General features: G+C 43.4%; 21 protein-coding genes. 17 read left to right on the forward strand and 4 right to left on the reverse strand.

Features of this window, described 5'->3' with window-relative positions:
- Positions 1-5 precede the first annotated feature (5 nt).
- The 8 genes from ACM0OZ_RS27060 to ACM0OZ_RS27095 all read left to right on the forward strand — a co-directional run bounded on the left by ACM0OZ_RS27060 (position 6) and on the right by ACM0OZ_RS27095 (position 10,323).
- Positions 6-1,223, forward strand: a complete 1,218-nt coding sequence (locus ACM0OZ_RS27060) for a glycosyltransferase family 2 protein (protein WP_414585918.1) — start codon at positions 6-8, stop codon at positions 1,221-1,223.
- Between the two features lie 48 nt (positions 1,224-1,271).
- A complete protein-coding gene (locus ACM0OZ_RS27065; protein ID WP_414585919.1) occupies positions 1,272-2,516 on the forward strand; it encodes an O-antigen ligase family protein in 1,245 nt (414 codons plus the stop codon).
- Between the two features lie 150 nt (positions 2,517-2,666).
- Positions 2,667-3,668: a glycosyltransferase gene (locus ACM0OZ_RS27070; RefSeq protein WP_414585920.1), complete on the forward strand. Its 1,002-nt coding sequence runs from the start codon at positions 2,667-2,669 to the stop codon at positions 3,666-3,668.
- A gap of 146 nt (positions 3,669-3,814) precedes the next feature.
- Positions 3,815-4,867 (forward strand): Gfo/Idh/MocA family protein, encoded by a 1,053-nt coding sequence (locus ACM0OZ_RS27075; RefSeq protein ID WP_414585921.1) that lies wholly within the window; start codon positions 3,815-3,817, stop codon positions 4,865-4,867.
- Between the two features lie 497 nt (positions 4,868-5,364).
- The gene (locus ACM0OZ_RS27080) at positions 5,365-6,402 is read left to right on the forward strand and encodes an NAD-dependent epimerase/dehydratase family protein (RefSeq protein WP_414585922.1); all 1,038 of its coding nucleotides are present in this window, start codon (positions 5,365-5,367) and stop codon (positions 6,400-6,402) included.
- A 5-nt stretch (positions 6,403-6,407) separates the two neighbouring features.
- Positions 6,408-7,733 carry a glycosyltransferase family 4 protein gene (locus ACM0OZ_RS27085; RefSeq protein WP_414585923.1) on the forward strand — a complete coding sequence of 442 codons (1,326 nt, stop codon included), beginning with the start codon at positions 6,408-6,410 and terminating at the stop codon, positions 7,731-7,733.
- Complete coding sequence (locus ACM0OZ_RS27090; protein ID WP_414585924.1) at positions 7,730-8,872, forward strand: glycosyltransferase family 4 protein; 1,143 nt, start codon at positions 7,730-7,732, stop codon at positions 8,870-8,872. Before ACM0OZ_RS27085 ends, ACM0OZ_RS27090 begins: the two co-directional genes overlap by 4 nt.
- Positions 8,873-8,982: 110 nt before the next feature.
- Positions 8,983-10,323, forward strand: coding sequence for an oligosaccharide flippase family protein (locus ACM0OZ_RS27095; RefSeq protein ID WP_414585925.1), 1,341 nt, complete (start codon positions 8,983-8,985; stop codon positions 10,321-10,323).
- Positions 10,324-10,384: 61 nt separating this feature from the next.
- On the opposite strand, the gene ACM0OZ_RS27100 is transcribed toward ACM0OZ_RS27095, so the two are convergent.
- The gene (locus ACM0OZ_RS27100; protein ID WP_414585926.1) at positions 10,385-10,561 is read right to left on the reverse strand and encodes a hypothetical protein; all 177 of its coding nucleotides are present in this window, start codon (positions 10,559-10,561) and stop codon (positions 10,385-10,387) included.
- Positions 10,562-10,603: 42 nt separating this feature from the next.
- On the opposite strand from ACM0OZ_RS27100, the gene ACM0OZ_RS27105 reads away from it, so the two are divergent.
- The gene (locus ACM0OZ_RS27105; protein WP_414585927.1) at positions 10,604-11,362 is read left to right on the forward strand and encodes an SGNH/GDSL hydrolase family protein; all 759 of its coding nucleotides are present in this window, start codon (positions 10,604-10,606) and stop codon (positions 11,360-11,362) included.
- A 3-nt stretch (positions 11,363-11,365) separates the two neighbouring features.
- On the opposite strand, the gene ACM0OZ_RS27110 is transcribed toward ACM0OZ_RS27105, so the two are convergent.
- Positions 11,366-11,530, reverse strand: coding sequence for a hypothetical protein (locus tag ACM0OZ_RS27110; RefSeq protein ID WP_414585928.1), 165 nt, complete (start codon positions 11,528-11,530; stop codon positions 11,366-11,368).
- Between the two features lie 783 nt (positions 11,531-12,313).
- Here ACM0OZ_RS27110 and ACM0OZ_RS27115 point away from each other — a divergent pair.
- From ACM0OZ_RS27115 to ACM0OZ_RS27125, 3 genes are read left to right on the forward strand one after another with little or no spacing between them, the layout of a single operon-like run.
- A complete protein-coding gene (locus ACM0OZ_RS27115) occupies positions 12,314-12,757 on the forward strand; it encodes a hypothetical protein (RefSeq protein ID WP_414585929.1) in 444 nt (147 codons plus the stop codon).
- A gap of 2 nt (positions 12,758-12,759) precedes the next feature.
- Positions 12,760-13,872 (forward strand): DegT/DnrJ/EryC1/StrS family aminotransferase, encoded by a 1,113-nt coding sequence (locus tag ACM0OZ_RS27120; protein WP_414585930.1) that lies wholly within the window; start codon positions 12,760-12,762, stop codon positions 13,870-13,872.
- On the forward strand, positions 13,869-14,636 hold the full coding sequence (locus ACM0OZ_RS27125) for a class I SAM-dependent DNA methyltransferase (protein WP_414585931.1): 768 nt from the start codon (positions 13,869-13,871) through the stop codon (positions 14,634-14,636). The genes ACM0OZ_RS27120 and ACM0OZ_RS27125 overlap by 4 nt, the downstream gene beginning before the upstream one ends.
- A gap of 276 nt (positions 14,637-14,912) precedes the next feature.
- Here ACM0OZ_RS27125 and ACM0OZ_RS27130 read toward each other — a convergent pair whose 3' ends face one another.
- The gene (locus tag ACM0OZ_RS27130) at positions 14,913-15,248 is read right to left on the reverse strand and encodes a hypothetical protein (RefSeq protein WP_414585933.1); all 336 of its coding nucleotides are present in this window, start codon (positions 15,246-15,248) and stop codon (positions 14,913-14,915) included.
- Positions 15,249-15,356: 108 nt separating this feature from the next.
- On the opposite strand from ACM0OZ_RS27130, the gene ACM0OZ_RS27135 reads away from it, so the two are divergent.
- The 5 genes from ACM0OZ_RS27135 (at position 15,357) to ACM0OZ_RS27155 (ending at position 23,752) form a co-directional block, all read left to right on the forward strand.
- Entirely contained in the window at positions 15,357-17,159 is a 1,803-nt protein-coding gene (locus tag ACM0OZ_RS27135) for a choice-of-anchor Q domain-containing protein (RefSeq protein WP_414585934.1), read from the forward strand.
- A 554-nt stretch (positions 17,160-17,713) separates the two neighbouring features.
- Positions 17,714-18,709: a glycosyltransferase family 4 protein gene (locus ACM0OZ_RS27140; RefSeq protein ID WP_414585935.1), complete on the forward strand. Its 996-nt coding sequence runs from the start codon at positions 17,714-17,716 to the stop codon at positions 18,707-18,709.
- A 12-nt stretch (positions 18,710-18,721) separates the two neighbouring features.
- The gene (locus ACM0OZ_RS27145) at positions 18,722-19,402 is read left to right on the forward strand and encodes a DapH/DapD/GlmU-related protein (RefSeq protein ID WP_414585936.1); all 681 of its coding nucleotides are present in this window, start codon (positions 18,722-18,724) and stop codon (positions 19,400-19,402) included.
- A 327-nt stretch (positions 19,403-19,729) separates the two neighbouring features.
- On the forward strand, positions 19,730-21,838 hold the full coding sequence (locus ACM0OZ_RS27150; protein ID WP_414585937.1) for an AAA-like domain-containing protein: 2,109 nt from the start codon (positions 19,730-19,732) through the stop codon (positions 21,836-21,838).
- A gap of 351 nt (positions 21,839-22,189) precedes the next feature.
- Positions 22,190-23,752 carry an AAA-like domain-containing protein gene (locus ACM0OZ_RS27155; RefSeq protein WP_414585938.1) on the forward strand — a complete coding sequence of 521 codons (1,563 nt, stop codon included), beginning with the start codon at positions 22,190-22,192 and terminating at the stop codon, positions 23,750-23,752.
- A 31-nt stretch (positions 23,753-23,783) separates the two neighbouring features.
- On the opposite strand, the gene ACM0OZ_RS27160 is transcribed toward ACM0OZ_RS27155, so the two are convergent.
- Positions 23,784-23,957, reverse strand: coding sequence for a hypothetical protein (locus ACM0OZ_RS27160; protein ID WP_414585939.1), 174 nt, complete (start codon positions 23,955-23,957; stop codon positions 23,784-23,786).
- Between the last annotated feature and the right edge of the window lie 40 nt (positions 23,958-23,997).

Genomic DNA, 23,997 nt, shown 5'->3' on the forward strand with positions numbered 1-23,997 from the left:
ATGCCATGTCAGTTAGCCAGTTCGTGGCTTCGTGTATTAATGTTGTGCTGTTAGTTAGCGCATCGGGTCTATTTATTGTTTGTCTATTTTTTCTGATTGAATGTACTGCGGCTCCCTTCCCCAAGGCTTCGACTTCTGAAGCTGACCGCAAAGATGCTAAAGATGCAAAAGTCACTGTTTTAGTCCCAGCACACAATGAAGAGATTGTCATCGGTTCAACTCTCAAAAAACTGATGCCTGCATTGAAAGAACAAGACCGTCTGGTTGTCATTGCTGACAATTGTAGTGACGCGACGGCTCAAATTGCTCGTACAATGGGTGCTACAGTGATTGAGCGTCAGAACCTCGAGCAAAGAGGCAAGGGATACGCCTTAGACTTTGGCTTACAGTTTATTGAGTCAGATCCTCCGGATGTGCTTGTGATTGTTGATGCTGATTGTACAGTCTATCCAGGTGCAATTGAGCAGCTCAGTCAGTGTGCGATCGCCACACAGCGACCTGTCCAAGCAACTTACTTGATGCTCAGACCTAAAAACTCTCAGTCGTCAAAAGACTTCGTGTCCCAATTTTCCAACATCGTTAGGAATCTGGTTCGTCCCCATGGATTAGCCCGCCTGGGACTACCTTGCCCGTTGCTTGGCACAGGTATGGCTTTCCCTTGGTCGGTGATTCGTTCAGTAAGTTTAGCCAACGGTCACCTCCTTGAAGATTTGAAACTAGGCTTGGATTTGACTATAGCTGGACACAGACCAGTGTTTTGCCCAGACGCAAAAGTCACTGGGTATTTGCCGCAGCAGTCGCAGGCTGCTAAAAGTCAGAGAACCCGTTGGGAACATGGTCATTTACAAATCATGCAGAGTTATGTCCCTACCCTGCTCAAAGAAGCAGTTTATCAAAAAAGGTTCGACTTGTTGGTGAGCATTCTGGATTTGTGTGTGCCACCTCTATCTCTGCTTGTTGTTATTTGGTTAGGACTCATGGCAGTGACTTTGCTGTTTGCAGTCTTGGGAGTGTCATGGATACCAGCAGCTATTGTAGCTACAGCGGGACTTTGTTTCCTCATGGCAATTATGACAGCTTGGGCTAAGTTTGCTCGCCAAGACCTTCCTCTGTTGCAACTTTTAACTGTTCCTTTTTACGTTCTTTGGAAAATTCCAGTTTATCTCAAGTTTTTAGTGAAACCTCAAAGCGTCTGGGTTCGTACTCAAAGGGACAAAATATAGTCAAACAATGTTTAGCCGAATTAACCTTTCTCTTTCTAAAGTCAATCTATGAAAAAGAAAACTCTAAGTAAATTTTTAAGACTTGCCGAGAAAGGTTTTATAATATTAGGCTTAAGTTTCTTTGCAGGAGTATTTGGTGTACACGCTTTGGGTGCTGTGCTTCCAAACTTCGTTGTCACATTAGTCAGATTCTCTGTTTGGGGAATCTCAACCATTCTCGTTTGTCTCTTCTGGAAAAGTACGATAATTACAGCCGGTAGAGATAAATTACTGTGTCTATTAACGGTATTAGCCCTGGTATCATTTGTCTGGTCAGAATCTCCAGACTTTACATTGTTTAATACCAGAGATATGTTGATGATGACTTCCTTTGGCTTATATTTTGCGGCACGATTTAGCTTGAAAGAGCAGGTACAACTTGTTGCCTGTACTTTCTTTATAGGGAGTTTATTGAGTACAATTCTTGCCATTGGATTACCTTCCATTGGGATACATCAAGCAGATGGAATAGAATCTCATCCAGGAGCATGGAAAGGAGTATACGGACACAAAAATGGTCTTGGTAGCATGATGGTTTTAAGCGCATTAACTTTTCTTGCCTTGCCAAAAGAAAATTCAAATTTATATAAGTGGGGTGGTTTGAGCTTTTCGCTAGTCTTGATGCTACTTTCAACTTCAAAAACTTCTCTTGTTCTTTCTTTATTACTTATATTATTAATGGTATTCTATAGAAACTTTCGGTGGCAGGGAAAGATAAGCGTAATTTTCATAGATATTGGAATTCTGATTCTGGGATGTGTTGCTCTACTCATTTTCACTTATTGGGTAGAACTCTTAACTGGTTTAGGAAGAGACCCCACTTTAACTGGACGGACGCCCCTGTGGGGTGCTGTACTAGCTAGATTAATGGAAAGACCATTGTTGGGTTATGGTTATGCTGCGTTCTGGGCACCTAAAAGCAAGTATGCAATCGAAGCAGGTCATGCAATAGGGTCTGGTTGGGTTCCACCTCACGCTCACAATGGCTTAATTGATTTACTACTTGATGTTGGCTTCATTGGTTTATCATTTTTTTTAATGAGTTATTTCACAACCTTTGCTCAGGCATTGAAACGAGCTTATGCAACTATAAATCCAGAAGACCTTTGGCCTTTAGCTTATCTCTCCTTTTTAGCAATGAATAATGTGACAGAAAGTTATTTGATGCATTTAGCAAACGTGTATTGGGTTTTGTTTATAACAGTTGTTTTTACAATAAATCAGAAAAGTAAATTCAAGAAATTAACAATATAAGGAAGAAAAACTATTTATGTGTTATTGACAACCAATATTTCAAATGTCCATTACATAAGCTTTTATGGGCTTTACCCCTACCTACGATTTCTGTTTACGTGTAATTTAAAACTGTCTACAACATAGACGATTATTATAGGAGGTTTTACTTTGCAATCTATTGGAGTTGTTGTCATCGGACGCAACGAAGGAAATCGTCTCAGAACGTGCCTGTTATCAGTGATTGGAGAAAGGAGAACCATAGTTTATGTTGATTCTGGCTCAACAGATGGTAGTGTGGAGCTAGCCCGTTCCCTTGGTGTCCATGTCGTAGAACTCGATTTATCTATTCCATTCACCGCAGCTCGTGCTAGGAATGCAGGGTTTGAATATCTATTGCAAGTCAAACCAGAAGTTGAATTTGTCCAGTTTGTGGATGGAGATTGTCGGGTTGTAGAAGGATGGTTGGAATGTGCAGTGTATGAATTAGTTGCTCAACCTGACGTTGTCGTGGTGTGTGGTCGGCGTCGCGAAGAATTCCCTGCTCACTCTATTTATAACCGCCTGTGCGACATCGAGTGGAATACTCCCGTAGGTGAAGCTAAAGCATGTGGTGGTGACTCCATGATGCGAGTGAGTGCTTTGAAAAAGGTGGGAGGGTTCAACCCGACACTGATTGCAGGAGAAGAACCAGAACTGTGCTTGCGACTGCGTCAAGTTGGTGGCAAAATTTTACGTATCGATGCAGAAATGACATTGCACGATGCCCAAATCACCCGTTTTAGTCAGTGGTGGAAGCGCTCAATTCGCAGTGGTTATGGTTTTACCGAGGGGGCTTGGCTACACCGCAGTCCGGAACGGCTTTGGGAAAAAGAGAGTAAAAGGATTTGGTTGTGGGCTGTGTTTTTGCCTTTGTTGGCAATTGTCGGTCTATTGCCAACTCGGGGATTAAGCATACTGTTACTGTTAATGGCTCATACTTTGGTAATTTACCGAGTGTATCGCTCTACGCGCAAAAGAGGCTTTAAGTCAACAGATGCTATTTTTTACGCCCTGTTTTGTGCGATAGAGAAATATCCACAATTACTCGGAAAAATCCAATTTTACATCTTCAGGTACTTGAAACGACAGCGCACCATAGTGGAATACAAAAGTGCAGCTTCAGCCAGTTGAGACAAGCTTTCTTTTGTTTGTATGTATGTAGTGAGCGCTACTCTGCGAGAAGCCGCTGCGCGTCTACAGCGCTGAAGCGCTCACTACAAATGAATGCAATAAATCACTAATTGACAAAACACTATAACGGAGAATAAAAAATATCAATGGTAACAAAACTTAAATCAGCAGTCATTGGCACAGGGGCTATCTCCAAAGAACATCTCAGTTTTCTTTCCAAATCTGAGCGCGCACATCTAGCCACTGTTTGCGACCTTTCAAAAGCTTCTGCCAGGTATGCAGCCCGAAGGTTTGGTGCCGATTCGACTTACACCGACTATCGTCAGATGCTCGATGAGGTAAAACCTGACGTTGTACACATTCTGACTCCGCCCCATACCCACAAGCGGATTGCCAAGGACTGCTTGGAAGCAGGTGTACACGTGTTTTGTGAAAAGCCCATTACACCAACATACGATGAGTTCAAAGAACTTTGGACTTTTGCACAGTCTCATAATCGCTGGGTGATTGAAAACCAAAACTACTGCTTTAACGAACCAATTCTGGCTATTGAGCAATTAATTGCAGATGGTACTCTTGGTGAAGTGCAGGAAGTTGAAGTCCGCATAGGGCTTCCAGTTCGCGATGGAGGAGCATTTGCAGACGAAAATCTGCCGAATCCTATTCATAAAATGCCGGCAGGGGTGGTTCATGATTTCATTACACACTTGTGTTCCATGACAGTGCGTTTCATACCAGATTTTGAGCGCGTGAGTGCTGCATGGAGTAATCACGGTGGTGGAAACCTGTTCCGATATGATGACCTTGATGCGATCGTCATCGGAGGCTCTGCACACGCTCGGATTCGATTCAGTTGTCACACACCGCCCAAGACCTTTGCCGTTACGGTGCGAGGTTCAAAAGGTTATGCAGAAACTGATTTGTTTCAACCGCATCTGCGTTGTGTTATACCCCGCGCTGGAGAGTTGTTATCTCCGCTGATTAATCATTTTCTCAACGGATGCGATTTGGTTGGGGCTTCATTTACTAACTTTCGCCGCAAGATTATGCAACAAACGACATATGAAGGTATGCATCGCCTTTTAGACAAAACCTATGCAGCACTTATCGAAGGCAAAGCCCCACCAATCACTTTTGAAGATATGGAACGTACACATCAATTAGTTAACGCTTTACTATTGGAGGCAAATCGAGTTTGACACTCACCGACCTAAAGGTACGGTGATTCTTTAGAAGAAAACCAGACGACCTAGTCTAGTTTTGAACCATACTCATCTTACTGTTCTTACCACGATGCCTTTTTACGGATTGCCCGTTGCACCCAGAACACAGCAGCTGCTACAAGACTTTCTGCATACAACGCGGTGTCAATTGCGCCTACTCCCTCCGTCATCGACATTGGGCATACCTGCACATTAACACTTGCGAGTTTTACCCAAAACAGGATTAAGTTTTGGAACCCCCTACTCTTATTTCGTTGTCTAGGTACTAAAACTAACTTTTTGTGTTTTTTGATTCACTCACTAATCGCCCCATTTTCTACCTCCAGAAGTAAGCATATCCTTACGAATCCGGTGTTAGGGGGTTCCAACCCACGGCCAACTAGGTCAATGTGTCTTAAGTTACTTGTCACGATTTTAACACAGATTTCTAAAGCCGTCCTTCTAGGACGGGGTTTCAGACCCAGGAGTTTTCGATGAAGTTATTGATAACAGGAGCATCCGGTTTTCTAGGACAGTATGTTGTCGCTGAAGCACTGCGACGAGGACATAAAGTGCGTGCGGTTGTGCGACCATCTAGTAATGAAAAGCGTATACCTTGGCACAATGACCCAAATGTAGAACTGATCCGTATCGATTTGCGCCGCAAGGATGGTATTGCTGATGCTGTGCGGGGTGTGGATGCAGTGCTCCATTTGGCAGCCGTCAAAGATGGTGACTTTTACTCACGATTTGCTGGTACAGTCATTGCCACTGAAAACTTGCTCGATGCCATGATTGAGGCTAATGTGTTCAGGCTGGTTGACATTAGCAGCTTCTCGGTGTACAACTACTCATCCGGCAAAACAATTACTGAAGACACGCCCCTTGAAGACCATCCTCTTGAACGGGATGAATACGCTCAAGTCAAGCTGCTTCAGGAAGAACTTGTTCGCGAGTTTGAGCTCAATTATGGGGCATTGGTGACGTATATTCGCCCTGGAATGATCTATGGACGAGACTGCCTTTGGAATACCATTCTTGGGGCTAAATTGATCGGCAATTTATGGTTGAAAGTCGGCGGTCACGCACAGATGCCATTGACATATATTGAAAACTGTGCTGATGCAATTATCAGTGCTGCCGAGCGTGAAGAGGCAATTGGTCAAACTTTGAATATCGTGGATGACGACTTGCCGACTCAGAAAGTCTATGCCGAGAAACTGGCTCAACGCCTAGATTCTCTGCCCCGCACGATTCCCGTCAGTTTGTGGTTCTTGTACTTGCTAGCCTGGATTTTCTGGACTTACAACCAACGAGTGCTGAAGGGGCAAGCAAGGCTACCTGGTATATTTATCCCAAGGGCAATAGATGCCAGGTTTAAGCCGTTTCGCTATAGTAATGCTCGTGCAAAAAAAGTTTTAAACTGGAGTCCAAGGTATTCACTGGACACCGCACTTGACCGCTCTTGTAGCAATGCCGAACTGTTGGAAGTACCTGTGCCGACACCCTCGTTGCAACCTTTAGGAGGCTGAAGAGAATGCGGATTGCTTACCTAACTGGTGAATATCCTAGAGCAACGGACACTTTCATTCAACGAGAAGTCACAACGTTGCGAGAAATGGGTGTGGACGTACACACATTCTCTGTTCGCCGAACAGGGGATGAACACATGGTTGGGACAGAACAGAAGCTAGAGCGCGATCGCACTTTCTATATTCTTCCTCCCAATCCGATCAATTTATTGCTGGCGCACCTTGGTGTATTTCTTGCTTCCCCAAAAAGATACTTACAAGCAATCAAGCTCGCATGGTCAACCAGCCAGCCTGGGTTGCGAGGTGCGCTGTTTCAAGTCTTCTACTTTTTGGAAGCAGGTATCCTTGCCAAAGAAATCAAAAAAAGGCAAATTGTACATTTGCACAACCACATTGTAGAAGCTAGCGGTACCGTTGCAATGCTTGCCGCCGAAATGGGCGGTTTTACTTATAGCTTCACCTTGCACGGTCCCTACATCTTCTTCCGTCCACATCAATGGCGACTCGACGAGAAAATCAAGCGATCGCTGTTTGTGTGTTGTATCAGCCACTATGCTCGTAGTCAGGGAATGATATTTGCACCCACCGATAAGTGGAATCGAATGCATATCATTCATTGTGGTATCGACCCAGCGTTATTCGATGTCGTTTCTCACAACGAGTCAGGAAAACGCTTGCTTTTTGTGGGACGACTGGCTGCGGCGAAAGGCTTACCTATTTTGCTAGAAAGTCTTGTGGCTTTGAGGCGATCGCATCCAAATATATCATTGACAGTCGTTGGTGATGGTCCAGATCGTTCAAAGTTAGAACAAATGACTGCTCAGTTGGGATTGAGCCAGAATGTCAATTTCGTCGGCTATAAATCCCAAGCTGAAGTACGCAATTATTTGCAGCAAACCGATATTTTCGTGATGTCCAGCTTTGCTGAAGGAATACCAGTCGTGCTGATGGAAGCAATGGCGGCTGGTGTACCTGTCGTAGCCACCCAAATTGCTGGTGTTAGTGAGTTGGTAGAAGATGGTGTCAATGGCTACCTTGTTCCACCTGGAGACGCTGTTTCTATCGCGGAAAATATCGAAAAATTACTGAATAATCATAAACTTCGAGCAGCATTTGGCACAGCAGGTCGAGCCAAAGTCGAGAAAGAATTTAACATACACCATGAAGTTGCACGGTTACATAAGCTAATGAAGAGCGCTTTGCAAGGCGATATGGAACCCATTCGTCCCAATTATTTAGAAGAACAAGTTCACTTGACCGAATCTGACCAGGAACTGAAGTTAAAGCAGAATTTAATACTTACAAAATCAAAGGGGGGTTTGTACATATGAGATATCATATTGCACTACACCGTTCTATAGATATTGACGGCATTACCGAGGATGCTAAGGCACATAAATGTCCTCAACACTTAATGTGGATGCTTCGTCAAAGACTAAAAGCCACTGTGCATGAGCCAAAGTTAAATTCATCGTCACCACTAGACAAGATTCGCTCTAAGATATCGGGGCAACCTGAATACTGGGAACTAGCTCGAAGTTTATCTTCTGAGCTAGGAGAAGATGACGTCATTTTTTGCTTAAGTGAAGCAGTAGGTATTGAGATTGCTACTGTTTGTGGTGCTAAGAAAAATCGTCCCAAAATTGCTGTCTTTTTCCACAACATTATTCGACCTCGCGGACGTTTAGCACTAAAGCTCTTCGGTCTTGCGGATAAAATTGACTTATTCTTAGCCTGTTCTGGTTCTCAAGTTAAGTTCCTTCGTTCTTACCTGAATCTGCCTGAGTCTCGAGTTTCCTTTGTTTGGGCTAGTATAGATACTCACTTCTTCACACCTGGACCGACCTCTTCTGACAAATTACGTCCTGTGATTGTGAGTGTAGGTTTGGAAAAGCGAGACTACCAAACCCTTGCCAAAGCAACTGCAGACTTGGATGTTGATGTGAAGATTAGCGGCTTTTCACAAGATGCATCTCTACTAGCGCAGACCTTTCCAAAACAGATGCCAAACAATATGTCACGTCAATTTTACGAGTGGCCAGACCTCGTTCAGCTTTACCGTGATGCTGATGTTGTCGTGATTAGTCTTATTCAAAGTCAATGTGGTGCTGGGTTGCAAGCTTTAATGGAAGCAATGGCTTGTCGGCGACCTGTTATAGTCACCCGAACCGATGGACTGATAGATTATCTGTTACATCCAGGCAGTGTTACGACTATAAACCCAGGAGATGCTGATGAATTGCGGCAGGCAATTACTCATTTATTAAACCATCCTCAAGAAGCTGAAAAACAAGCCCAAATAGGTTACGAGCTAGCTTTGAAACGATATAACAATGAACAGTTTGTCGAAGTGATAGCAACAAAACTAGAATCTCTCAATCTCAATAATTACCCCCCGCCGATGCCTTCGGCACGCTACGCGAACGGCGTCCCCCCTTACCAAGGGGGGACTACAGGGGGGTGGAATTAAGCTCAACTTCATAGAGAAATGGTATAAGTCATCAACCTAACTTGATATTATTTGATGACGCATCATTTCCTCTATGAAGAGTATTATACCATGCATTAGTGTAAGAAATTATGAAATCTGTAAAACAACTTGCCATCCGTGGTGCAATTTGGACGATTGTTGGTTTCGGAGGTATTCAAATTTTACGGTTTGGCAATAATCTAATTCTAACTCGCTTGTTGGAACCAGAGTATTTTGGTTTGATGGCTTTGGTCACGACGATTAGAGTTGGTTTGGAATTATTTTCAGACGTTGGTATTGGTCAAAATATAGTCAACAGTAAACGAGGCGATGAACCTACTTTCTTAAATACTGCTTGGAGTATACAAGCAATTCGTGGAGTAGTGATTTGGTTTCTTTGTATACTTATTGCTTATCCAATTGCACAGTTCTACAATGACGTGCGCCTTTGGTGGCTAATTCCTATTGTTACACTGTCCTCAGTTATTGACGGATTTAGCTGTACTAGCGTACACACTCTCCATCGCCGGATGGTTCTGGGTAAGCTTTCCTTGTATGAACTGATCATGCAAGCAAGTTTTTTGTCTACCTTAATTCTCTTGGTTTGGTTTTATCCAAATATTTGGTCTTTAGCTATTGCACCGGTGATCGGAGCAATATACAAATTAGTCAGCAGCTATTGGTTAATCCCAAAATACTCCAACCACTTTGAATGGGAACCGGAAGCCGTCAAAGAAATTTTATCCTTTGGTAAGTGGATGTTCGTTGCATCCACGCTCATGTTTGCGGCGGAACAAACTGACCGCTTGGTTTTGGGTAAAATTTTGTCATTTGAAATGCTAGGTGTGTATACAGTCGCTTACACCTTGGCAAGCATACCCCGAGAAGTTATTAAACAACTTAGCTATAAAGTCATTTTTCCTGCAATTTCCCACCAATCTGACTTGCCAAGACCAACATTGCGAGCGAAAATTATCCGCCAACGCTGGCTGATGCTATTTACCTGTGCGATCGTATTAGCTGGTCTAGTCACTGTTGGTGACTTAGTTGTTGGAATATTGTACGACAAAAGGTATGCTGCTGCTATCTGGATGATGCCAATCTTATGCAGTGGTATTTGGTTTTCGCTGCTCTTCTATACTATTAGCCCTGCTTTATTAGCAATTAGCAAACCCTTATACTCAGCTCAAAGTAATTTCGCTCGATTTGGAATAATTGCTCTGGGTGTACCTTTAGCAAATTACAGTTTTGGTGTGCTAGGGGCTATTATTGTCATTGCATTCAGCGATGTACCTTTGTACATAGTTAACCTTTATGGACTTTGGCAGGAAAAACTCACTTGTTTTGCCCAAGATATTCAAACCACAGCCTTTTTTATCGCGGTACTTGCTCTATTTTTAGCCATTCGGAATCATTTAGGTTTTGGGCTACCAATTCAAACACTATTTTAAGTAAATATAAAAGCTGCTGTTTTGGTTAATTAAGAAGAACGCAGAACACAGAACGCAGTAATCAGAATATTCCCACAAGGAGAATCCGGGGGAAATGAATGCGGAAAACTTTCTTTTTCTCCACAAATAAATTTAGGGGCACCAAACCAATACGGCTGACCAGTACTCTTAATTTGTAACGAGAAACACGTTTAATATTCTGACGAATGATTCTGACGGATGATTCTTTCTTGGTCATAAAAAATCATGACAGCACTACATTTATTGAAGAGGTAATAATATGCGCCGTTGGCAATTGACAATCTTGAGTATTGTCATTGTGTTTGTTGTTGTCGTAGTAGGAGTAATAGGCAAAGGAGGGTCTAGTCAGGCGGCGTTTAGCGCAGGCAAAAACGCTACTAAACCAGTTTTGATTGCACAAAATTCTTATCCTACGCGGATCATGCTCCTTGGCGACTCCATTACTGCAGGACACGAAAATCAGAACGGCTACCGTCGCTTACTTTGGTTTTATTTACGCAATGCAGGTTATAACGTCGATTTTGTTGGGTCAACCCAATTCAATTGTAACGGACGTACACCTCTGTCAGACTTTGATCTAGAGCATGAAGGTCACTGTGGTTGGCGAGCGGATCAGATGCTAGAGCGTATTGACGAATGGGCGAGCCGCAATCAACCAGACATAGTGCTGATTCATGTTGGAACTATTGATCTTGCACTGGAACCGAGCGCAGAAAGTACAATCGAGGATGTACGTGGCATCATTCAAAAGTTCTGTAACAATAACCCATATGTGAAGATACTACTGGCTCAAATTATTGGGTGTGGGTACCCGGAGCGAATTCAACAGTTCAATTCGCTTATTCCAAACCTTGCAAGCGAAACATACACATCACAATCACCTGTGATAGTTGTGGATCAGTACAATGGTTTCGATGCAACGCTAGGCGTTGATACTTTCGATGGTTGCCATCCCAATGATACTGGTGAATGGAAGCTGGCTACCCGTTGGTTTGATGCTCTTAAACAGGTGCTTTAACTCCTAAAAAATACCTTCGCTGACAGCAAATTGAGCAACTAAATCAAAGCCGAAAGCGCAATTGCTCACAGCAAAAAGCAGGGCTTGTTGAGAATAAGTCAACAAACAAGCCCAATCATATCGCCAAGTGACATTCAAGCCAGGAGGACTGCGACCAGCTATGGACAAAATTAGGACTTACGCTAGGAAATACCAAATATGGGATATGAATTTCAAACGTTCAAACCTGATTTTTCGATCATCTTGAGCGCGATCGCGCAGAGTGCAGACGCAATGATGCGTATCGCCACCCATCTGACGGTAATTGTCAAAAGCCTGGAACGACCAAATTTTCTTCATACATATGATGTCTCATTTGTACAGTGCATAAATCCTAATTAAGTGAATTCTTGAATATTGCTTTTCAACATCTAGTTTTGTTGAACTCATAGCTTGAACCTAGACTTTATGGATATTCTAGCGTTTTTCTTTCTAAGATTAGACTTTAAAATTTAACCTTTCAGCTAGTACAACTACAGGCGAGTAGTTGAAGATTGAATAAAAGGACATTTATAAATTAGTAACATCACTGACAAGCGTGATAACATATAAAACAAGATTTAAAGAAAAGATACTCAAGATGTAAAAGCTAGTTGGTACTTTTTTCTTTGAACTTCAACGACCTACTTAGGTCGATAAAATCATCAACAAAGCCTGAGTTCGATATAAGGAAAACGGTTGCAAGATTTGCAGGACAAGGGTTAAAGCTCATTTAACAGATCGAAAAACTCTTAGGGTTATTGACAATTCAACCAAATTATTGATAACCAATATCAATAATTAATAATATTGCTTGTTGATAATAAAAACCCTAGGTTTGTTTTCGCCCAAACTTTGACGAGGTAAGGATTTGAAGCCATTTTCTTACGTCGAGTTCAGGTCAACCAAACAATTATTTATTGCTTAACACTCATGATAGAAAAGATTACTCATTGCCATCAAATTCTAGCGATAATTATATCGAAAGATTTTCACAAGCCAGGAATTCACTTCTTTACCCCTGACGAATTTTCTCAGCAAATAGCTTATATGAGTCATCCAAAGGGGAAAGTGATTCAGCCTCATACCCACAATCCGGTATATCGGGAAGTCATGTATACGCAAGAGGTTTTATTTCTCAAAAAAGGCAAACTACGGGTAGATTTTTATGACAACGAACAGCAATATCTAGAAAGCAGAATTTTGGAAAGTGGAGACGTCATCCTCTTAAGTTCTGGCGGTCACGGATTTGAAGTGCTTGAAGAAATTGAGATGATTGAAGTTAAGCAAGGTCCCTACGTTAAAGAACAGGATAAAATCAGGTTTATTGGGATCACTTCAGAACAAGCAAAAATAATGGAGTTAAACAAGGTTTGACAATGCCTATTCCTGTAAACGAACCACTCTTGAATGGTAACGAAAAGAAATACTTAAACCAGTGTATTGATACGGGATGGATTTCTTCTGAAGGACCATTTGTCGAACAACTTGAACAGCAATTTGCTGCCTGTGTTGGACGCAAATATGGCATTGCTGTCAGTAATGGTTCAGTTGCTCTTGATGCAGCAGTTGCAGCATTGGAAATTGGCAAAGGAGATGAAGTTATTTTGCCCACTTTCACAATTATCTCCTGTGCTGCTGCTATTGTCCGCGCTGGTGCAATTCCGGTTGTTGTAGATTGCGATCGCAACACTTGGAATATGGATGTTAGCCAAATTGAGGCAAAGATAACATCTAGAACGAAAGCAATTATGGTTGTCCACATCTACGGTTTACCTGTAGATATGGAACCAGTTTTAGCCTTGGCAGACAAGTATGGTTTATCTGTCATAGAAGACGCAGCTGAAGTGCATGGTCAAACCTATAAAGGTATTCCTTGTGGTAGCTTTGGCAACATCAGTACATTCAGCTTTTACCCGAACAAACATATCACTACGGGTGAAGGTGGAATGCTGGTCACAGATGATGAACACTTAGCACAAAGGTGTCGTTCGTTGCGGAATCTGTGCTTCCAACCTCAGAAACGGTTCGTGCATGAAGAGTTGGGTTGGAATATGCGAATGAGTAATCTACAAGCAGCGATTGGAGTTGCTCAGTTAGAGCGCTTGGATGAATTCATAGCACGTAAGCGACGAATGGGGCAAGTTTATACCGAGTTACTTGCAGACATCCCTAGTATACAGTTACCGTTGCTAGAGACTGAATATGCAACAAATATCTACTGGGTTTATGGTTTAGTCCTGAAAGACGAAATCCCATTTGAGGCTCAAGAAGTGATGCAGCGTCTTGGTCAGAAGAAAATAGGTACTCGTCCTTTCTTTTGGTGTATGCATGAGCAACCTGTGTTGAAAAAGATGGGATTATTTGAGGGAGAATCTTACCCCGTAGCGGAAAGACTCGCTCGTCGGGGTTTTTATATTCCTAGCGGGTTGGCACTGATGGATGAACAAATTGAACAAGTGGTACTGGCAGTTAAGGAAATATTAAAATGAATATTTTTAACAACTATGCCCGTTATTACGACCTTCTCTACCAAGATAAGGATTATGTTGGAGAAACCCAGTTTATTGAGCAGCTAGTAAAGACATATGCGCCAGAAACTCAGAAAATCCTGGACTTGGGTTGTGGCACAGGTATCCACGCAACTCTGTTGGCAAAGCAAGGTTATCAAGTTCAAGGAGTGGATATCAGTCAGGAGATGCTACAAAAAGCTAGCGATCGCCTCTCCCATCTTCCACCAGACTTAGTCTCTAGGTTGAAATTTACTCATGGAGATATTCGTACAGTAAGGCTAAATCAGACTTTTGATGTCGTCTTGTCACTGTTTCATGTTGTTAGCTACCAGACAAGAAACGAGGATTTGCTAGCAACTTTTGCTACAGTCAAAGAGCATTTGAAGCCTGGGGGAATTTTTATCTTTGATGTCTGGTATGGACCGGCAGTGTTGAGCGATCGCCCCACAATCAGAGTTAAACGTTTAGAAGATGAGCAAATTCTCGTAACTAGAATTGCAGAGCCAGTCATGCACAAGAATGAAAATTGGGTAGATGTAAATTATCAAGTCTTCATTAGAGATAAAAGTAGCAACGCTGTTGAGGAGTTACAAGAAATGCATCGAATGCGCTACTTATTTAAACCAGAAATTGAGTTGCTATTGCAGCAATTTCAGATACAGGTTGTTGCTTTTCGTGAATGGATAAGTAATCGAGAGGCAGGTTTTGATACCTGGGGAGTTTACTTTATTGGCAGAACCTGAATGAAAGTTGCTTTCACAAAGGTGTGGGGTTTAGGGCTGAGTGTGTGCCCATCAATTGAGGGGATTTAATCAGCAATAAAATTTTGTTTTCCCTATTAATAAATTAACTGGCTTGTACCATTTGGATGTAGGTACCAAGCAGTAACTTGGCAAGCGAGGGCGGCGGCGTTTATAACGACGGTGCCCTATCGCTAGTGTTTAGTACCATCACCCGCAACCAAGGCAGCAATGGTGGTGGTGTGTTTAACAGTGAACAGTACCAGCCGCAGTTATCAGTTAAATACGAGTGGTCGCGCGTCCCCCACCAAGAGCACCTTTATGCGTTGGTGTCAATACAACCACACCATACACCGTCAGGACTGATAACTGATAACTGATAACTGATAACTGATTTAATGATGCTTCGGGTACAGCTACGCGGAACACGATGATCGCTCGTAACCTGACAAGTTCTGGCGATATCAACCCTGATGTGTCAGCGGTGGTAGAGCTGATATCGGGGCGTTTGAATTGACCTTTGCCTAATGAATTTTCGCGGACGGCGCAACACATCGGCTGATTGATCTCGTCGAAAACGCCCCAAACGAGCGATCGCCTTTCAACCCTAATCAATCGGCTGATTTTTCATTGACCAGTACCTCTTGAGTACAAAAAAGCTTGTTTGGCGGTATTTACCGACAAATAGTCTCAACATCAACAACAATCAAAGGACATCAATTCATGGATTTCTCAACTGGATTTACTTCAGACAATCTTCAAGCTTCGCAAGGAGCACTCAATCCATCCGCCACAGCTAACTTTAGCTTTGGCACTGTGCCAGATATCATCAGTGGCGTAAACCTCCCAAGACCAGCCAGTTCCATCTATACAGTTAACAGCATCGCCGATGTGGTGGATGATAACGATGGCGTCACCACGTTGCGCGAAGCTATTAACTTTGCCAATGCTATTGCTGGAGTAGATTCAATTGTCTTTGACTCGTCGCTGTTTGCCTCTTCACAGACCATTTCTTTAACTTTGGGAGAACTAAACATCAACGACAGCTTGAATATCTTTGCTCCAATAGATCCGTTGACGAGTACTAATTTATTAACCGTCAGTGGTAACAATGCTTCACGAGTGTTTGAAATTGACACAACAGCAACGGTAAACTTCTTTGGATTGATTATTGCTGACGGCAGCGCGGGTGACAACGGTGGTGGGATTAAGAACAGTGGTACACTCACCCTAAACAACAGCATTGTTCGTAATAATACTGCAACCCTTAACTCGGGTAGTACCTATGGTGGCGGAATTTACAATACTGGTATTCTGACACTAAACAACAGCACCATCAGAGATAATAAAGCATCAGCATCTGGCTCTGCCTTCGGGGGTGGCATTTACAATACGGGTATTGTGACACTGAACGACAGTAACCTCACTAACAATGAGGCAAGTGGTTTCCTGAATGGCAGCGGAGGCGGTATTGACAACACGGGTACCTTAACGGTAAACAACAGTACCGTGAGCAATAACTCAGCACGTGGTGCATTCAATATAGCTGACGGCGGTGGTATCAATAACAGCGGTGGCATTGTGACAGTGAGCAACAGTACCCTGAGCAGCAACTCAGTAGCAGCCAGGGGCACCAGCAGCGGTGGTGCTATTAATAACAGCGGTGGCACTGTGGCAGTGAGCAACACCACCCTAAGCAACAACTTGGCAGCAGGTAGGATAAACAGGGGTGGTGGCATTGTAAACTTGAGCGGCAGTATTCTTGAACTGAGTAACAGTACCGTTATCGGCAATCAGGCAAGAGACAATATAAGCAGCCTTGCTGGCGGTATCTTGAACGGTGGCACTTTAAGGCTGAGTAACACTACCGTGGGGAGTAACTCGGCAGTATCTGGTGGTGGCATTTATAACATTGCAAGTGGCACTGTCACGATAAGCAACAGCACTATAAACGGCAACTCAGCCGACTTCACAGGTGGCGGTATCTATAACGCAGGCAGCCTAACTGCGAGCAATAGCACTATCAGCGACAACTCGGTCTTCCGGGGCGTTCCTTATGGTGGCGGCATCTTTAACAACGGCACCCTGTCCCTAGTGTTCACTACCATCACCCGCAATCAAGCCGCTAATGGTGGAGGGGTGTTCAATGATGCTTCTGGTACAGCAAGAGTGCGGAATACGATTATCGCCGCCAACCTCCTCACCATAGGTGGTATCAACCCCGATGTCTCAGGCAACTTCACTAGCAATGGCTACAACTTGATTGGCGACGCCACAGGAAGCACTGGGTTTGGAGCCACAGGAGACATCATTGGCACCAGCAGTAATCCGATTGATCCCCGTCTAAGTGCCTTGAGTTTCAATGGTGGTCCCACAGCAACTATTGCCCTGCTCCCAGACAGCCCAGCGATTAATGCAGGCGATCCAACCCTGCTGCCAGGTGACCCCACAACCGACCAGCGCGGTAATCCTCGTGTGAGCGGTGGTAGAGCCGATATCGGGGCGTTTGAATTGACCTTTGCCTAATAAATGCTCTCGCTATCGGGGCGCAACAGACCAGTTGATTTTTCTGGTTGCAAACGGGCGATTGGTGCCCACTGCCTCCGGCAATCCCACTCAGTGCCCACCGCAAGGGGGCGATTGCGCGGAGTGCAGCGCCCCCTTGCGATGGATCGCACAAAGTGCCCGGATAAAGGCTCTGATCGAAGCGCAGCGAGGAATTCAGTAGTCAGAATAATCAAAGGATGCAAGCCCCTAAAAAAATTCATTCTAAAAAAATTTTTGTCATCCGTAACCAGCAAATACCAGTACTTAGCACCAATGTTGTAACAAGTCTTTTATACTGTGTTATATTTTTTATTTATGGAGTCTCAAATCTTACTAAAATTGATTGACTTTAACATTTTGTACTGAGTCAATTTAGGTATAGATTCATTTTTCAGCTATATAATCATTTATACAGAAAATATAGCCGGAAAAAAGTTTTGCAATACCACATAGCTTTAATCCCGACCTGTAACCTAGAAGGTATCACCCAAAATGCTCTCGCGGGAAAATGCCCCAACCATGTAATATCGGCGATGAGTCAGCTTTTAGGGGCAACAGTTTATCAACCAGGCTCCGAACCTGTGTTGCTTATAGATAAAATTCGTGCAATGATTATAGGTCATCCTGAACACTGGGCTTTGGCACGCAAGTTGTCCTCGGTGGTTCAAGAGGACGATGTCATATATTGCACAGGTGAACACGTGGGCATTCCAATTGCCGCTCTCTGCGGTGCTAAACACAAGCGACCTAAAATTGTTGTATATAGCCACAATCTAAACCGACCACGAGCTCGTCTGGCATTGAAGCTGTTCGGTATAGCAAACCGCATTGATTTATTTGTGACCACGGTTCGTTCGCAAGCTCAATTCCTTCGCCAGTACTTACGCTTACCTGAGAACCGTGTCTATCTATTTTTGTCACAACCTGTAGACACATCCTTCTTCACACCAGGACCGGCTTTTCAACACAAACTTCGTCCAATTATTGGTAGCGGAGGTTTAGAGAAACGGGACTATCGAACTCTGGCTCAGGCAACTCGATATTTGAATGTTGATGTAAAGGTTTGTGCTTTTTCGCCCAGTACAACCGCATTAAAACGGGCGTTTCCAAAAGTTATACCAAGTAATATGTCGTTTCGCTTTTACGACTGGTGCGAGTTATTGCAGCTTTACCGCGATTCTGATGTAGTTGTCTTAAGCCTTTTTGAAAATAACCGCGAAGCTGGGCTCACCACTCTGTTTGAAGCGATGGCTTGTCGGCGACCTGTAGTGATCACTCGCTCCTCAGGAATTATTGGCGACCTTATTGACTCGGGTATCGTTACTGGTGTGAATCCCGGTGATCCTGTAGAACTCAAGCAAGCAATCGAGAACCTCTTAAATGCTCCGGAAAAAGCTAAGGCTCAGGCTCAGCGAGGTTATGAACTGGTAGTCAACCAATTTAATCATGTTGAGTATACTCAAGCTTTGGTGACAAAACTTATCTCCACATTTGGGAGTATAAATAAGAAGTCATTTTCTTTGCTATAAACTCTACAAGCTATGACGGTCGAAAAACTTAACAGTTATCAGCAGTTGACTATTCAGGCACCTACAGTTTGGTCACGCACGGTAGAACTGACCATAATCAATGTCATAGGATCAATTCCTCGTCCACTTGGCACTCTACTGCGACGCCTAGCTTACCGTTCAATATTTGCTCGCATGGGTCGGAGAGTTTACATTCAAGCAGGGGTTGAGTTACTTGGAGCTAGTTCAATTGAAGTTGGTGATGATATTAAAATCCTCCGGGATGTGCGCTTGGAAATTAGACACCCAAATAGTTTACTACGTATTGGCGACAGGGTTTGTCTTGATCGCGGTGTTGATATCAGAGCTACAGGTTCTGATTGCCTGATTGAAATTAGCCACGACTCCTACGTGGGACCATATGTTTGCATGGCTGGTCCTGGTCATATAAAAATTGGTAAGAATTGCCAAATCGCCTCACATACAGGTATCTACGCTAACAATCATAGAGAATATGGATTAAGCCGTGAAGGAATTGAAATTCAGGACGATTGTTGGATAGGCAGTGGAGTTAGAATCTTAGATGGAGTGACTATAGGTCAAGGCAGTGTCATTGGAGCTGGAGCAGTTGTTACCAAAAATATCCCTCCTTATTCGATAGCAGTTGGGGTACCTGCAAAAGTGATAAAACTGAGTAAGGGAGGTGTAGCTTAAGAACTCAATATGCAGAACACAAAATTTACTCCAACAGCGCGTAGTTATATAACTAAAGGGTTTTGACGTTTGCTTGTTGCTACCGTTCAAGAAGCCGTCCTATTGTACCTATATTGGCTACGCGTGTAGGGAAGTCGGCTCCTAACCTGTGCACAAGCGTTCATTAGGCGCTTGCCGCACGTACTTTATCAACAGGGGCATTGTTAAATTAACCGCAGCATAAGGTTTTGGATTTACTGTTTGTAGAAATCCTTATTAATAAGATGTATATTAATACTAATCAACAAGACATACGTGTATCTACTTAATATTAACCTTTAAATAACCGTGGAAGAACTTCTAGAAGCTGTAGAACAAATTCTCGAAGACAAGCCTCTTGGTTCCATTCAGCAGTTTGTACTCTACCAATCCTGGCTGGGGAAAACTTACACTGAAATGGCGCAAGGCTCAGGCTATGGGAGCGACTACATTAAAGAAGTTGGCTCTCAATTGTGGCAAGACCTTTCAGATGCACTAGGAGAGAGGGTAACCAAAAAAAACCTACACTTAGTCTTGACAAAATTCCAGCAAGACTGGATGAGTCAGGATAATTCAGAGCCTCAGCGCGAGTTGAGAGCAGGTTCTAGTGCACAAAGGGGTTTTTTAGATTTAGTTTCAGTGAGTAAGCTGGACTTTCCCAGCGGTCCTGTGCCACTGAGTTCTCCTTTCTACATCAATCGCCCTCCGCTCGAAGAACTTGTTTACGCTGAAATTATGCAACCAGGTTGCTTGCTGCGGATCAAAGCACCTAGGAAGATGGGGAAAAGTTCACTGCTCAACAGGATTATTGCTCATGCAAAGGTGCAGGGTTATAAAACCGTTTCTTTGGACTTTCAGGAAGCTGATGAAGCTATTTTTGCTTCACTGGATAAGTTTTTGCGTTGGTTCTGCATCAACGTCAGCAGGCAGTTGAACCTCGCCCCGAACCTGGATGATTACTGGGATGCAGAAATGGGCAGCAAAGTGAGCTGCAAATTCTATTTCGAGGGGTATCTACTGGAGCAAATCGATAGTCCTATAGTCTTGGCTTTGAACGAAGTCCATCGGGTTTTTGAACATCCTAATATTGCCCAAGACTTCTTGCCAATGCTGCGATTTTGGCACGAGGTGGCAAAGCAGGATAGAACCTGGCAAAAAGTACGCTTGGTGGTGGTTCACACTACAGAAATCTATATCCCGCTCAAGCTGAACCAGTCCCCTTTCAATGTTGGGCTAACAGTTCCACTGCCACCGTTTACCATAGCGCAAGTACAGAATTTGGCTATTGAGTATGGAATAGATTGGGCAGCTTCCTCCGAAGGGGCGCAACGCTTAGCAGCGTTACAAACAATGATTGGCGGGCATCCCTATCTGATAAATCTGGCGCTTTATCATTTGTGCCAGGAGGAAATGACGCTGTTGGAGTTATTACAAACAGCTTCTACACCAAGTGGAATTTATAGTCAGCATTTACGAGAACTCTTAACCCTACTCCAAGCTGATCCACAATTGATGTCTGCAATGCAAGAAGTTGTGATGGCTGATGAAAGTGTGCAGTTCGATGCGGGCGCACCAAGAGGCGCGGCTCTTAGCGCGATCGCCGCATACAAACTAGAAAGCATGGGTTTGGTTCAACTAGATGGCAATCAAGCTCGCGCTAGCTGCGAGTTGTACCGCCTTTATTTTAGCCAGCAACTCTTAAGGCAAAATGACGATCATGCTTCTGCAAATCTGTTGAAGGAACAACAACAATCTAATGACATCAGTGAAGCTGATGCACTGAGTCAGTTCGTCCATCTACACTACTTCAGCCAATATCTCGAAACCCAGTGGCAGCAGTGGCTGACAGAAGCGACAATGCTATCTGTGATTGTGTGTGAGATTGACTACTTTAAGTTTTACACGGATACTCATGGGTATACAGCGGGAAATAGTAGTTTACAGCGAATTGCTAGTACTATCCGCGAGGGTATAAAGTATAAAGCGACTCTCGTAAGCCACTATGAGGGGACAAAGTTTGCAGCGGTGTTGCCCCAAACGCCCGGCGATATTGCTGTAGACATCTCCGAAAACATTCGAGAGGGGGTTGAGCAATTGGCTATAGCCCGTGCTTCCTCTGTCCTATATTCAGAGCAGGAGGGACAAACACGCTTGGCGAACCCAGAAGCAACGCTGGCGCTACGTGTAAGCGAGGGAACGAACTCCGCGCGCCAACGGGCGATCGCTCAGGCACAATTTCAATTTGATGGATTTCCGGCTCCTGTCCTTACTGTTAGCTTAGGCATTGCAACTGCAATACCCAACCATGAAAACTCACCCGTAATGTTAATGGCTGCTGCTGAAGAAGCTCTCTTCCAGGCAAAAAGAAAGGGGCGTAATTGCGTGGCTTTAAACTCAGTTTTATCTGAAGACAATTAACCAAAAGAACTCAGAACTCCGCAGCTAGGAACTCAGAATGGCTCTTGGGACGACTGGCAGATGAGTACAGGAGTTTAACAGTGAACAGCTACCTACGCAGTACCAGCCGCAGTGAGAAGATTGACTTGGGACATCTTGATACTGCGGTTACTTGATAACTGATAACTGATTTTTGATAACTGATAACTGATAACTGATAACTGATTTAAGTTGCCGATACAAACACCTTGATTTATAAAGAAAAGGAATTTAGAATTAGAAGTTTACAGCAGTTTTCTGCAGGGTGGGCATTGCCGCACAATATCTCAAATTCTCATCATATAAGCTCAAAAGCCCTGAAATGTAAATTGAATGAAAAGTTATCGATACCAAGTTGGCGGCACGCTAACGACTGATGCTCCTTGCTATGTTGAGCGAAGAGCAGATGTAGAACTCTACGAAGCCTTGAAGCAGGGTGAGTTTTGCTATGTCCTCAGTTGTCGGCAAATGGGCAAATCCTCACTCATGGTGAAAACAAAGCATCGCCTGCAACAAGAAGGCTTTAAGTGCGCGACTGTCGATATGACCAATATTGGCTGTGAAAATATTACTCCCGAACAGTGGTATAAGGGAGTCGTAGGTGACTTATGGATGGGTTTTAAACTGATAGGAAAGGTCAATTTAAAAACCTGGTGGCAAGAGCAGAATGATCTTTCTTTACTTCAGAAACTGAGCCGATTTATTTCGGAGATACTGCTAGCTCAGTTTCCTAATGAAAGATTGTTTATATTTATTGATGAAATTGATAGTATTCTAAGCCTTGATTTCTCTGTTGATGACTTTTTTACCTTGATTCGCTTCTGCTACAATAATCGAGCGCTTTCTCCAGAATATAATCGTATTACATTTGCAATTTTCGGAGTTGCAACGCCAAGAGACTTAATTCAATATCGAAATCATTCGACTCCATTTAATATTGGGAAAGCAATCGTTCTACAAGGTTTTACATTTCATGAAGCTAAAGTCCTCGCTCAGGGACTGGAACTCAACGGTAACAATCCCCAGAAAGTTTTAAAAGAAATATTAGCTTGGACAGAAGGACAACCTTTTCTCACACAAAAGCTGTGTCGGTTGTTGGTGAGTTCGGCTCAAGAAGTTTTCAGTGACAATCTCAAAATGCTCCCTGGGACGGAAGCATTTTGGGTGGAAAGTGTGGTAAAGTCCCGCATAATCAACCACTGGGAATCACAAGATGAACCCGAGCATTTGCGGACAATTCGCGATCGCCTGCTTAGAAGCGAACAATCTGTCGGCAGATTACTAGGAATTTATCAGCAAATCCTCCAAGGAGTTGAAGTCCCAGTCGATGACTCTCGAGAACAGGTAGAATTGTTGCTGTCTGGGTTGGTTGTGAAAAAGCAAGGTTTTCTGAAGGTAAAAAACCGGATTTATCAAGAAGTTTTCCACCTAGAATGGGTGGAAAAACAATTAGCGTATCTGCGTCCCTACTCTCAAGCCTTCGATACCTGGGTTGCTTCAAACCAACAAGATCAATCCCGGTTATTGCGCGGACAAGCTTTGATTGATGCCCAAACTTGGGCGCATGGCAAAAGCTTGAGCAACCTAGATTATCGGTTTTTAGCCAAGAGTGAAGAATTTGATCGCGCAGAAGTTCAACAGGCATTAGAGGCGGAACGTGCTAAAGAAGCTGAAGCACGACTAGTAGAACAGCAAAAAAGGCTGGCTCAAGAGAGACAAGCAGCTAAAATCGTAACACTCCTCCTGGTAGGCATGACTATCAAGCTTGTGATTTCTTTATGCTGGGGAGCGTCGCTTTTACAAAAAATTCATAGCCTCGAAGCAAAAGTTAAATCTACTCAGACAAGCCATCAGGGTAAAGCGACAACTGCAAAGATTGAGTGTGGTGGACGCTGACCAAAATTAATGGGATACAAGCCCCGTCCTTCTAGGACGGCTTTTTATTGATTAATTCATCAACATAATCCCTAAGCTTATTCTGCCAGTCAGGAATATCTTTAAGTGCTTGTTTTTGTCCAATGCGTCCTTTGAAGCAAATAGGCTCATTATCCAAGGGACTACTACTAGTAAATCCGAGCTTATGCTTTTTCTGGAAAGTCATTGCGCTAACCTGTATCTATTGGTATACTCATAAAGATAGC

Source organism: Scytonema sp. PCC 10023, assembly GCF_963920835.1.
In the GTDB taxonomy this organism is placed as follows: Bacteria; Cyanobacteriota; Cyanobacteriia; order Cyanobacteriales; family Nostocaceae; genus Kalymmatonema.